Raw genomic sequence first — 13392 nt, 5'->3', positions numbered from 1 at the left:
GCCCAGCACTTCGTAACGCTCCAGGCGCGGCTGCCGCACGGTAGCGCTCGGGCCCGGCGTCATGCCAGCGCTCGGTTCGATCAAACGCCGCATCGCCTGATCGAGAAACGGCGAAGCGGAGGAGGACGCAAAGGCGTCGCGCGCGTGCTGCGCCGCCTGCACCGATGAAGCGCCGGCCAGTTCTTCGAGCCGCGCTTGGCATCGCCTACATTCGCCGACGTGGCTCTCCAACGAGTTGTCCGCGCGCTGCAATTCAGAACTTCGCAGCAACTCGCCGAGGGACGCATCGTCCGGGCATCGCGACTCGTCCATCGGCAACCGCCCCGCTAGGGTTCCACGTCGGCCAGCAACTCCTTGATCCTAGCCAGCACGCGGCACTTGGCAACATGCACCGCGCCGGCCGTCATGCCGAGTTGCTCGCCAACGACTTTGGCGGACTCATGCTGCACGGACGTGCGCCAAAAAGCGTTCCACGTCTGGTCGCGGAAATCGATCTTCGCCTTTTCCGCCGCCCAATGAAACAACTGCCAGGCGTGCAACTCGTTCCACGCCTCTTCCTCCTGCGCGTCGGGCAATTCGTGCAGCGCTTGCAATGCCTGCGTGTCCCCGGCGCCGATCGCCTGCCGCTTTCGCTTATCGGACCAGTCGCGGAGTTTGTTGCGCGTGATCTGATAAAGCCAACCGCGAAACGCGCCGCGCGCCGGATCGTAATCGAAGCGGCCGATGTACGTGGACACGGATTGCATCACGTCCTGCGCGATATCGGCGGCGTCCGCATCCTGCACGCCGCGTTTACGCAGATACGCATGGACCAGCGGCGCGTAAACCGTGACGAACTCATTCCACGCCGCAACGTCGCGCGCGTCACGGACTCGGATCAACAGACTTGGATGCGTCGTCGACATCGGCTTTCCACGCCCAGGATTTCATCGCCCCATCGGCCAAGCGCGAAGTTCCCTGCAATGTTACCGCTACGAAGGTTCTGACAACTCAGAGGTGCCCGCGAAACACGCAAAATAACGCGGAACACCAGGCCATTCAATCGGACAGTTGCGGGACGTCAATCAATGCTTTCGCGTTTTTCGTGAGTTTCGCGGGCAACTCCGAATCGCCAGGACGCCTTGTCGCATTATCCATGGGAATCGAGGCCCACGCCAGCGCCGAGCGGCGCTTCATACCATCGAAACCCCTTCGGTCGCTGTGAGTTCCGCATAGAGTTGCGACAATCGGCCCGCGATTGGCCCGCCCTTACCGGTGCTGATCGTGCGCCCATCGACCTTAATCACTGGAGTCAGCCCGCCCATTGTGCCGGTGCAGAACATCTCGTCCGCGCGATAGACCTCGGTGAGCGTCAGATCGCGTTCCGCCGCTGGGATGCCATGTTGCTGGCAAAGTTGCAGGACAGTAGCCCTGGTAATGCCTTCCGGACAGGCCACCAGGCGACTCGTGACAACCGCATCGCGATCCACGATGAACACATGCGTTGCGTTCGTCTCGGCCACAAACCCGTGCGTGTCCAGCATCAGCGCATCGTCCGCACCGGCCACGTTGGCTTCAATCTTGGCGAGGATCGACTGAATCAGATTGCAATGGTGAATCTTCGGATCGAGACAATCCGGCGGGAACCTGCGCACGCTGCTGGTGACCAACGAAATGCCGGTCGCGTCGTACACCGGCGGCTTGTGTTCCGCGAGCACAATCAACGTCGGTCCCGATTGATTGAGCCGAGGGTCCATGCCGGAGGTGATCTTCACGCCGCGCGTGAGTGTCAACCGGAGATGGACATTGTCCGTCATCGAGTTCGCGGCCAGCGTGCGGCGAATCTGTTCGATGATCTCGTCGTGCGCAGGAATCGTCGCGAAGGCCAAGGCCAACGCAGAACTGCGCAAGCGATCGAGATGTTCACGCAGCTTGAAAATCCTGCCGCGATAGAGCCGCAGCCCTTCCCACACGGCGTCTCCGCCCTGCACCGCCGAATCGAACGGACTCACGCCCGCCTCGTCCCGATGCACGAGCCGGCCATTGATGTTGACGATCAGGTCGCGGTTGAGAGGATTGAAGGTTTGGAGCATGGGGAAAGAAGTAAGTGGAGTGGCGAGTAGGTGAACTAGGTGAAGTAGTCTCGCCTAGCCGCGGATTCACATTCGACGCCGCACATCAGATTCTACTTCGCCTACTTACTACTCCACCTACTTACTACTCCACCTACTTACTACTCCACCTACTTACTACTCCACCTACTTACTACTCCACCTACTCCACCTCCTTCTTCTCAAATAATCGCCAACGGATTCCGCCGTTCCTCAAGTGTGCCGCGCGTGACGCCGACGCGGTTCGCCGCGCGAAGTTGGCTCCAGACGTCGCGCCCTGTGGCGCGGCCTTCCAGCAGCGCCTGGTAGAGTTGCAGCAACTGCCGCCATTCCTCCAGCGGCTGGTCGGTAAGTAATTCGATACGGAAATGCCGCACGCCGCGCGTGCGCAAGTCCGGCACGACTTCGGCAGCGCTTTGGGGCGTGGCGTTGAACAACGTGTTGCGGCAGCCAACGTCGGCCGTGAGCGGATGTTCCATGCCGACGCGATCGCGCAGTTCGACGCGATGCGTATCGCAGGGCCGGCCGCAATTGTGCTTGTTGGTGCCCGGAGAGAGCACGGAGCAGAATACACAATGCTCCATATGGAACATCGGCATATGCTGGTGAATCACGGCTTCGAGCGCTTCGACCGGCGCGGCGTTGACGAGCGCCACCAACTGATCGCGATTCAAATCGTATGACGCAGTCACGCGCCCCGCGCCGCGCTCGCGCAACCAGTCCACGGTGAGTTCGTTCGTCGCGTTCAACGAAAAGTCGCTGACGACCGGCACGCCGCGCGAATGGAAGAAATCCAGTCCACCCAGGTTGCGCACCAGAATGCCATCGGCCTCGTGCCGGGCCATCGCGGTGAAGATGCCCAACTCGCCCGGTTTCTGAATCCGCGGCGTGGCGAGAAACAGTTTCGCACCGGCCTGCCGGCCCTCGTGTACCGCATCGCGATACTCGCGAATATCGGAGAAGTCCGCATACAAATGCCGAACGCCTAATTCCAACATGCCGCGCACCTGCGACATGCCGCGGCAAAGTACGTGCAACGTGTCCGGCGACACGCTCGCTTGGCTCTGTGCCCTTTGCGCGCACTCAGCTCGCAACGCCGGCAATACCGCTTCGGTGCAGGGAATTCGTTGGGGTGGTTGCGCCGCGCACGTATCGAGCTTCGCCACCATTTCGTGCCGCAGCTTGCCCAACACGCTCAGCGGGAGCATGGGGCCGCCGTCAATTTCCGCGCGCACGCTGCGCAGCTCGAACTGCGTCCCGCCCAGCCTGCCGAGCTGCTCTTCCAGCACCGCGCTGGTGAGCGGGTGCTTGCGCGCCTCCGCTAGCGGGTCGGGCGAGGCCAGTTCGACCGTGTGCCCTTGCTCCGTGCGCGCCGTCACCCGTAGCGGTTCGCCCACCTTGGCCGTCGCTTCCACATCGATCATCAACCGGCGGCGCGGCGTGCCGCCTTCGAACGATTTCCGCAGCCGCGTCGTCAATTGCGGGTCATCGGTTTTCCAGATGGGTTGGCCAACGGACAGGGCGTCGAAATCGATCGCGCCATGCGCGAATGTCAATTCGACGAGTCCCTCGCGCACCGCCTCCGTCAGCGAGACTCCCGCGCGGAGTACTTCGTAGACGCGCCCGCCTTGTTCATCCTCGGTGGCGCGGTCGGCGTCGAACACGATGCCATCGCCGCGACGTACGGAGCTGCGCAGTTCCACGACGACGCTCTGCCGCAGGATGTCGTGAATCATTCCCAGCGGCACGCCGCGCTTGGCGGAGCTGAGCGCCGGAACCAGTTTCTTGTGATCGTTGCCATCGAACCAACCGTGCGAGAAGCCGCGCGAAAAGCTCAGCTCCATTTCTTCGACGTCCTGCGCCGCGAATTCGGCGGCCCGCCCGGCGAGCGCCTCGTCAATCGCCTTCCGATAGTGCCGCGTGATGTTCGCGACATATTCCGGCGTCTTGAGGCGTCCCTCGATCTTGAACGAACAGACGCCAATGTCAATCAACTCCGGAATCAGATCGTACGCCGCCAAATCCTGCGGGCTGAGTAAATATTTTTGCTGATCCAGATCGACGTCCTGTCCGTCGCAGACTAAGTCGTACGGCAAGCGGCAGGCCTGGGCGCATTGTCCTCGATTGGCGCTCCGTCCCCCGAGCGATTCGCTCGTCAAACATTGACCAGAATACGCCACGCACAGCGCTCCATGGACGAACACCTCGAGCGGCATCGTCGTCCCGGCGGCGATCTCGCGAATTTCTTCCAAGGACAATTCCCGCGCGAGCACCACGCGCTCCACACCCAAGGATCGCGCCGCTTCGATCGCCTCGGCGCAGGTCATCGTCATTTGCGTCGACGCGTGCAGCGGCAACTCGGGGCAGAGCGTTTTCAGCAATCGCGCTAGGCCGACGTCCTGCACCAGCAGCGCGTCGACGCCTCCCTCGATCAACCGCCGCGCCGTCCGTTCCACTTCCTCCAACTCGTCGCTGAACACCAGCGTATTCATCGTCACATAGCCGCGCACGCCGCGGCGATGCAACTGCGCCATCGTGTCGCCGATGGTATCGAGCTGAAAATTCGTCGCCCTTGCCCGAGCATTGAATCCGTGATCGAGCCCAAAATAGACCGCATCGGCGCCGTTCTCAATTGCCGCGCGCAGGCAGTCATGATCGCCAGCCGGGGCCAGTAGTTCCGGTCGCGAACGAGCAAGTGGAGGCGATTGAGAATCAGGCATAAGCTGGGCAAAACCGGAACAGGAAGCGAAGCCTTCAGAATAGACCTTCGCTGGGCGTCACGCTATCGGCGCATCGATGTAAGCCTGTGGGAGGCGTCTCCGACGTCGATTGGGAGCGAACGGCGTCCAGAATCGCCGACCGCTTTCTGAAATCAACGTCAATTCCATCGGCGTCGGAGACGCCTCCCATAGGTCGTTTCCAAATAAAAAAGCCCGGGGATCATCTCCCCGGGCATTGAGCGATTTTCTTAAAACCGTGCTATTCCTTGATCAAATCCCGCACGGTGCGGCCGGCGGGGATCATCGGCAGCACGTGTTCCTGGTACGGCACTTGGACGTCCAGAACGAAGGGGCCGGGGTAGGCGATCATTTCCTTCAGCGCGTCGATCAGTTCCGACTTCTCTTTCACGTGCCGGCCGCCGCAGCCGAAGCCTTTGGCGATGGTCACGAAATCCGGATAACGGGTTTCCGGCGTGTAACCGTCCCCTTGGCCCACCGCCTCAGGATTGTCCACCGGGCCCAAGTACGTGTGAGCGCGATTTCCTTCGTGGAACCGGTCTTCCCATTGCACGACCATGCCCAGGTGTTGGTTGTTGAGCAGCATCACCTTGACCGGCAGTTTTTCGCAGTAGCAGGTGGCCAACTCCTGGACGTTCATCAGGAAGCTGCCGTCGCCGTCGATGTCGATGACCAAGCGCCCCGGGTGGGCCGCTTGCACGCCCATCGCCGAGGGAAGCCCGAAGCCCATCGTGCCCAGGCCGCTGCTGGAAAGGAACGAGCGCGGGCTGCGGAACTTAAAGTGCTGGGCCGTCCACATCTGGTGTTGGCCTACGCCAACCGACACCGACGCGTCCTTGTCTTTCACGAGGCGCGACAACTCGGAGATCGCATGCTGCGGCAGGATGTACGGCGAGGTTTTGTCGTAAGTGAGAGGGTCCGCCTGCTTCCAGGCCGCCACCTGCTTGAGCCAGTCCGCGATATCCTCCGGCGCTTCGACGATCTTGTTCAATTCCCCGAGCGCGTACTTGATGTCGCTGACGATCGGAATGTGCGCGACCTTGTTCTTGTTGTGCTCTGACGGATCGACGTCGATATGCACGATCTTCGCATGCTTGGCGAACTCGGCCACCTTGCCGGTCACGCGATCGTCGAACCGCACGCCGAACGCCAGCAACAGGTCGCATTGTTCAACGGCATAGTTCGAATATACGCTGCCGTGCATGCCGAGCATGTCCAGCGACAACGGGTCTTCGTTGGGCACCGAACCCAGCCCCATCACCGTCATCGCGACGGGGATGCCAGTCTTCTTGATCAAGGTTCGCAATTCGTCCGAGGCGTTCCCCATGATCACGCCGCCGCCAGCGTAAATCACCGGCCGCCTGGCGCGCTTGATCGCCGAGGCCACCTGCGAAATCTGCCCCGGGTGCGCCAACCGCTTGTCGACGCGATAGCCCGGCAAGTTCATCGGCGCTTCGAAATCCGGCGCCGTCATGTTTTCCTGAATGTCCTTCGGCACGTCGACCAACACCGGGCCGGGGCGACCGGTCGTGGCGATGTGGAACGCCTCGCGCATCACTCGGGCCACATCGTCGACGTGGGTCACCAGATAGTGGTGCTTGGTGATACCGCGACAGACTTCGACGATCGGCGTTTCTTGAAATGCGTCGGTACCGATCACGGCCGTCTTCACCTGACCGGTGATGGCGATCAGCGGAATACTGTCTAGCTTGGCGTCGGCGATCGACGTCACGAGATTCGTCGCGCCAGGACCGCTGGTGGCCATGCAGACGCCGGGCCGGCCGGTCGAGCGAGCATATCCTTGCGCGGCGAACGCGCCGCCCTGCTCGTGGCGCGGGAGAATCGTGCGGATGTTGTTGCGGAACTTGGTCAGCGACTGATGCAACGGCATGCTCGCGCCGCCCGGATAGGCGAAGATCATCTCGACGCCATGATTGATCAACGACCGGACGACAATATCGGACCCGGACATCATCTGCGACGCCGTTTGAGGTTTCACGCTGGTAGCCACTCGAGTTCGACCCTCCGCATCAAAGGCACTTTTTCCAGGTTTCCATCCGGCGCGCACATCGAGCGCCTTCCGTATCGGAACCCTCTAACCTACGTGGTGGCCGAGGGTTCTGCAACTGTTCGTCCACTCCCTTTCCCCTGGCATACCACCAGAATGGGTGGCACCGCCGTGTTTCGGTTGGCTGAGTATAGACAGACAAACGTCAGCTAGGTTCTCTCGGATTCCGTGGCTCGAATAGCCGATCCGCCGGCTTAGGCGATACACTTACTCCAAGCACTGTTGTGGGCGCCGGTTTTCCTCGCCTCATAGGTTCGATATGTCGCAACGCCTGCTGTTCACCTCGCTACTCCTGTTGTCGGTCACGGTCCCTTCGTTCGGACAGGACGCATCCTCCAGCGACCCTGCCGCGGGCGATCTCAGCCAGTTGCCCGCCCTGATCCAGCAGCTCGGGAGCGCCGACTACGACGAGCGCGAGGCGGCCCAAAAGACGATCGAGGCGTTCGGCTTCGAGGCCTTCGACCTGCTTACCGAGGCCGAAGCTGGCGACGATCCCGAGATTGCCGCCCGGGCGCGGTACCTGGTACGCCGCATGCAAGTCGAATGGGCCGCGGCGACGGACAGCGCCGAAGTCAAGCGAATCCTCGCCAATTATGCCCAGGGCGATGATCGGCTACGCAAGCAAACCATCGAGGCCCTGGCCGCGCTCCCCAATGGCGAAGGGCTGCCGGCGCTCGCGCGCTTAGTGCGTTTCGAAAACGCCCAGTTGCGATCGAAACAGGCCGGGATTCGCGCCGTGGAGAGCCTTTCCAAGCAAGGGGCGCTCGGCGACGATGTGGTGACCGTGGTCGAACGCACGCTGGGGCAAAGCAATCGACCCGGCGCGGATTGGATGCGGACCGCGCTGCACCGGCAAAGCGATCCGGCGGCCGCGATCGACGCCTGGGGCAAGCAGGTCGAAGCGGAGCAGGAAACCTTTCGCACGTTCCCGCAGCGTTCGCACGTCGATTTCATTCGCGCGATGATTCGCGTGCAAGCCGAATGGCTGCAAGGACTCGACCGCCGCGAGGAGGCGGACGTCGCCATGCGCCGGCTCGTGGCGCTCGACCCTGGCACGAACCAATCGTTGCAGGAACTCGTCCAGTGGTTCACCGATCGTCAGGCCTGGCACATGCTCGACGAGTTGCAGCGCCGCTTTGACGATCGCATCGAGCGCGACGCGATTCTGCTCTACCGCCTGGCCTCCGCGCGCGAACGTCAAGGCGCGCCCGAGCAGGCCGAAGCGTTGGTGACGAAAGCCCTCGCACTGTACGACGAAGATCCAGCCCGGCATTACCAGGTCGCCCGCATACTCACCGCGCTGGCGATGCGGCGCTACGCGATTCGCGAACTGGAAAAAGTCGTGGCGGCCGGTCCGCCCGAAGCGATGCACGTGCTGGAATCCCGCGTGTTGTTGGCCGAGGCGTATTACGACCGCGGAGACAATCTGGCCGCGGCTGCATCGCTCAAAGCTGCGCTCGACGCCGTGGAAAAAGCGCCGCCACAGGCCCGCATCGCCGAAACGCTGCGGATGCGCGACCCAGCGTCGATGCAGGCCCGCATGTTGTTCTGCGAAGCGACCGAAGCGGCGAAGACCGATCCCGCCGCGGCGTCCGAAAAACTGCTCGCGGCCCTCAACGCGGACGAATCCGACCTGGACGTGCTGATCGCACTCCATCGCCACGAGGGACTGACCGACGACCAACGGCAACGCGTGCGCGGACTGATCGTCAAAGCCGCCGAATTGCAGCGGATGGTAATTCGCGACAGCTCGCGCGACGCTACGCCGTATAACCAACTCGCCTGGCTACTCGCCAACACCGACGGCGACCGCCAGGAAGCGCTGGCCTGCTCGCTCAAATCGCTGGAGCTCAGCCCCAACGACCCTGGCTACCTCGACACGTTAGGCCACTGCTACTTCGCACTCGGCGACTTCCACAACGCGATCAAAACGCAAGAAAAAGCCGCTGCGGCGGACCCGGAGTCGGGACTGCTGCTGCGCGCCTTGGAACGATTTCGAGCAGCCAAGGCCGAGCAAGACAAAGAGCGACAACGAACTATTTCGAATGAATGACGAATCCTTGAATGTTGAATGGGACGCTGTAGGGCGGGCCGCGCACACGTAAGCACATCGGGAGGCAATGGACGTCGGCACGGCATTTAGTTCGTTGAATGCGAAATGTAAGGCCCGCCGATTAGCGCGCCCGGCGGGCCTTACTTTGGGGTGTCAAGCCGACTTCCTGGCTCTTAAGAATTGCGTTGGCACAATCAGCCCAGCGCTTGCACGTCCCGCCCTACTGTTTACCTTTTTAGCGCTACAGCACGCTGAGCGACGGTAGCGGTGCCGCGCCTGCTGTCTGTTGCCGAGCGAGTTGCTTCGCCAACTGGTAGCAAATGCGCTCCAAATGCGGCGCTGACTGCGGATCGTCGAAGTTGCCGGCGATTTTGCCTTCGTCGCCGTTGACGCGCATCTGAATCTGAATCGGCACTTCGCCGAGGAAGGGGATCTGTAAGTCTTCGGCGCGTTGCCGCGCGCCGCCGTGGCCGAAGATGTCGTAGCGCTTGCCGTTGTCGGGGCAGAGGAAGTAACTCATGTTTTCGACCATGCCGAGAATCGGGATGTTCACCTTCCGGAACATCGCGATGGCTTTCACGGCGTCCAGCAGCGCCACGTCCTGCGGCGTGCAGACCACGACCGCGCCGGACAGCGGCAACAACTGCGATAACGTGAGCGCGATGTCCCCCGTGCCCGGCGGCATGTCGATGATGAGGTAATCGAGCTCTCCCCAGGCGGTATCGCGCAAAAACTGTTGAATCGCCCCGTGCAGCATCGGCCCGCGCCAGACGACCGCCTGGTCCGGATCGACGAGCAGGCCCATCGACATCACTTTGAGCCCGTCGAGATTGGCGGGCGTGATCTTGCCGTCGCGAATTTCCGGCCGGCCGCTGAGACCAAGCAACTGCGGCACACTCGGGCCGTAGATATCGGCGTCCATCAGCCCGACCTGGCAGCCCAGTCGCTTTAAGCCGAAGGCGATGCTGGCGGCGATGGTGCTCTTACCGACGCCTCCTTTGCCGGAACCGACCGCCACGACGCTCTTCGCGGTCAGTCCGATCTGGCCCAGTTGCATCGGCGGCCGCTGATGGACGACCAACTCGACCTTAACTTCCGTCAATTCCGGAAATCGAGCCAGCAGCTTCTCCGTCAATTCCTGGCGCACGTCTTGCTTGAGCGGAGACGAATGCGTGGTCAGCCCCAACGTAACGGTAAGACTCGTGCCGTCGAGGTGAAACTCGCGCATCTGTCCCTGCTGTACAGCGCTTCGACCCGTCTCCGGATCTTTGAATTCGGCCAGGCAAGCTTTCACGGCTTCAGACGAAACGGACATTGCAATACGCTCACGGACGGATGTTGGGCAGAGTCGACGACCACGAGATTCTACGCGTGGCAAGCGCCTCTCGCGTAGCCCCCGACTTGGCGGAACGGGGGCCTTGAGTGAGTTTGTACATCCACGCTGTCCAACGTTAAGCCCAGGGAAGGCACTCGAAGTCGTGGCCACCTAGCAAGACTTCGGTGGCCTTCCCTGGGCTTGGCGCGAACCCATTGTTGTGGCCGGTCTCCCGACCGAGCCACGTGTAACGCCATGCGTCCTTGGACTTCCGAGGGCCTTCCCTGGGCTTGGCTTGGCCACAGCGCCGGACTACAGACTAGAATAGTCAGCGGCCACTAGCCTTTCGCCCCAGGAACTTTTCGCCCATGCCCGCCGAGCCGTCGCGATCCGCCCGTTCGCGAGTTTCGCTGGAGGAATTCTGGCGACTGCTGGACGAAAGCGGGTTGTTGCCGCCGGACCGCTACGAGCGAGTCCGCGAGGCCTTTCAAAAAGTGCCGCGCGAAGGGGGCGTCGAGGACGCCCGACCGTTCGCCAAATGGCTGATCGGGCAGGGCGTGCTGACGCGCTATCACGCCAAGGCCTTGCTGGCCGGCCAATCCGGCCCGTTTCGCTTCGGAAACTACGTCATTCTGGAACCGATCGAGGAAGGCCCCTTAACAGGACTCTTTCGCGGTCGCGCTGCTGACTCCAACCAGATCGTCTTGCTGCGATTCGTGGTCGGCCGTGATTTGAAGCGCCCCGAAATCGTCGCCCGATTGAAAAATGAACTCGACCGCTGGCGCCAGCATGCGGGCCCGGGATTGATCGTGGGCCGCGAATGGATCGACGCCGGACCGTTCAAGTTCTTTGTGATCGACGAAGTCAGGGGCGAACCGCTGAGCGAGCGCCTCCGCGTGCTGCGCGTCCTACCTAGCGATCGCGCGTGCCAGTTCGTCGCTGCTGCGGCCGCAGCGATTGCATCGCTGCACGATGCCGGCGTCGCGCATGGCGCGATCGCCACGGCTAACATTTGGATCGACGCGGAAGGACACACCAAACTGCTTGGCTTTCCGCTCGCGCGGGAACCGCTAACGGCGATTGACGGCGCTGCAATTCCCGCCAGCGACGTCGTGTCGCTCGGCAGCGTGTTATACGAGCTACTGACCGGCCAGCTGCCGTTCAAGTCGAACGAATCGCCGATTCCGCCGGATCAACTGAATCCGGCGGTTCCCGCGCCGTTAGCCGAAGTTGTGATGCGCTGCTTAGCCACGCAATCTTCGATGCGGCCTACCAGTTCCGCAGAATTCGCCGCTCTGCTTGCCCCCTGGACCGGCGAGCAAGTTCTAGCCGGCGCGTCGGAGCGGCCGGCGATCAAGATCGACGTTGCGCCCTCAACCAGCGCCGCGCCCATTTTGTCGACGCCTTCGGCCGCGCAACTCGTCGAACAACTACGAGCAAAAAAAGTTCGCGATCAACGTCGCGCCCGGCTGTTGGGCGTCGCCGGCGTCATACTTTGCGTCATTGCTGGCGTAGGCGTTTGGCAATCCGGATACTTCGACGCAGCGCCCCTGGCCGTTCCCACGCCTCCCGTGGCGCATGACGTCACACCGTCGGAACCGAACGCAACCGAAACAATCGTCGACGTGTCGCCCGACGACAAGGCCCAAGGTTTCGGCGAGCCGCTGTGGGAAAGGCCGCTGCAAGGTGCGCCTTGGAACTTGGCCTACGTGCCGTCCGGCGCACAGCTGATTGTTCAACTCCGTCCGCGCGAGTTGCTGGCCACCGCGGAAGGCGAACGACTCGCGGCGTTGCCTGGGCCCAGCGGCGCTTGGTGGAACGAGACGTTGCCGGCCATCACCGGGATTCCGCTCGCTGACATAGAACAACTCACACTCGCTTTTCTTGATGAGAGTCAAGGCGCGATTCCGGTCATAGCGGTAGTCCGGCCGGCGCAACCATGGACGATCGTAAGCTTCGGCGCACTTGCAGAGTCCGCCCCACGCGAAGCGCCGACCGGGCACGTTGCGCGAACCTTTAAGGGTCGCGTGCTGGTGTGCCCGACAAAAAATAGCGACGAGCCCATCATGCTGAGCCTGCCAGGCAATGATCCGGCGCTGATTGACGAAGTCGTTGCGTCGGCGGGAGCGCCGCCCGTGTTGCGACGCGAAATGGAATCGCTGCTTCGATTCACGGCCGACGATGCGCAGCTCGGCGTCATCGCCGCGCCCAGCTATCTCTATGAAACCTGCCGGCAGTACTCATCGTCCGCCGCCGAACCCATCTGGCCGCTGCTGGAAGATTGGCTCGGGCGCGAATCGCGCGCGGTCATGGCGCTGGCCCGCTTTGATGAGAGCGCATTTTTCGAAATCCGCGTTGTCGGCGACCCAACCCTGTCAGTTCGCCTGAACGCCGATGCCTGGCGCGCGCTGCTCGACTCCGCGACGAACAGCACGCGCGACTTCCTCGCCACCCGGGCGCTCATCCCGCACAGCCGCAAAGTGCTGATGCAGTTCCCACAGATGGTCCAGGTGCTAGCCTCGTACACGCGGCTCGGCGCGGAGGACGAGCACCTCGTAGTCCGTAGCGAACTGCCGCCGGGCGCGGTCCACAATCTCTACCTGGCCAGCTACCTCGCGGCCCGCGAACCGCCGCTCGGCCAGGACAGCCCGTCAACGGCGACACCCGCGGCGGACCATCCTAAAACCTTGGCGGAAAAACTGTCCGCCCGGACAACGCTCAGTTTCCCCAATAATTCGTTGGAGACCACGCTGAACCTGCTGGCGGAAGACGCTGGTTTTCGCGTCTTAATCGAGGGAAACGACCTGAAAATCGACGGGATCACCAAGAACCAGCCGATCCGCGATTTGAACGAGCAGGATCGGCCCGTCGGGGAAATTCTGCGCACGGTGCTGAAAAAGGCGGATCCAGCAGGTAGATTAGTATATCTGGTACGGACATCCCCAGGGACCGAGGAAGAGGTCCTAGTCGTGACCACGCGTGCAGCCGCCGCACAACGCGGCGAACCGCTGCCGCCGGAATTGGAATCGCCATGACGGAAGGCTCCCCCGCGCTCGCCCCGATCGCGCCGGAACTATTCAGCGTCGAATGCACAACCTGCAAGGCCCGGCTGAAGGTGCGCTCGGTCG

The 13392-nt window shown here is 62.4% G+C and carries 8 protein-coding genes; 2 read left to right on the top strand and 6 right to left on the bottom strand.

Annotation, left to right across the window (positions count from 1 at the left end; genetic code table 11):
• From SGJ19_03750 to ilvB, 5 genes are all read right to left on the bottom strand, one after another.
• A partial coding sequence (locus SGJ19_03750) for a hypothetical protein (protein MDZ4779349.1) occupies nt 1-312 on the bottom strand: 312 nt, incomplete at its 3' end.
• 14 nt (nt 313-326) lie between these two features.
• On the bottom strand, nt 327-905 hold the full coding sequence (locus tag SGJ19_03745; protein MDZ4779348.1) for a sigma-70 family RNA polymerase sigma factor: 579 nt from the start codon (nt 903-905) through the stop codon (nt 327-329).
• Between the two features lie 267 nt (nt 906-1172).
• Nucleotides 1173-2072 (bottom strand): aminotransferase class IV, encoded by a 900-nt coding sequence (locus tag SGJ19_03740; protein MDZ4779347.1) that lies wholly within the window; start codon nt 2070-2072, stop codon nt 1173-1175.
• A 200-nt stretch (nt 2073-2272) separates the two neighbouring features.
• Nucleotides 2273-4810 carry a DUF3656 domain-containing protein gene (locus tag SGJ19_03735; GenBank protein ID MDZ4779346.1) on the bottom strand — a complete coding sequence of 846 codons (2538 nt, stop codon included), beginning with the start codon at nt 4808-4810 and terminating at the stop codon, nt 2273-2275.
• Between the two features lie 259 nt (nt 4811-5069).
• Nucleotides 5070-6800, bottom strand: coding sequence for a biosynthetic-type acetolactate synthase large subunit (gene ilvB, locus SGJ19_03730; protein ID MDZ4779345.1), 1731 nt, complete (start codon nt 6798-6800; stop codon nt 5070-5072).
• Nucleotides 6801-7155: 355 nt separating this feature from the next.
• Between ilvB and SGJ19_03725 the strand changes: the two genes are divergently transcribed.
• Entirely contained in the window at nt 7156-8949 is a 1794-nt protein-coding gene (locus tag SGJ19_03725) for a hypothetical protein (GenBank protein MDZ4779344.1), read from the top strand.
• Between the two features lie 241 nt (nt 8950-9190).
• On the opposite strand, the gene SGJ19_03720 is transcribed toward SGJ19_03725, so the two are convergent.
• Nucleotides 9191-10264: an Mrp/NBP35 family ATP-binding protein gene (locus SGJ19_03720; GenBank protein MDZ4779343.1), complete on the bottom strand. Its 1074-nt coding sequence runs from the start codon at nt 10262-10264 to the stop codon at nt 9191-9193.
• A gap of 368 nt (nt 10265-10632) precedes the next feature.
• Here SGJ19_03720 and SGJ19_03715 point away from each other — a divergent pair, with 368 nt between their 5' ends.
• Nucleotides 10633-13299: a hypothetical protein gene (locus SGJ19_03715; GenBank protein MDZ4779342.1), complete on the top strand. Its 2667-nt coding sequence runs from the start codon at nt 10633-10635 to the stop codon at nt 13297-13299.
• Nucleotides 13300-13392: the final 93 nt, after the last annotated feature.

It is taken from the genome of Planctomycetia bacterium, assembly GCA_034440135.1.
Classification (GTDB): Bacteria; Planctomycetota; Planctomycetia; order Pirellulales; family JALHLM01; genus JALHLM01.
This window is presented reverse-complemented; position numbering and strand designations above follow the sequence as displayed.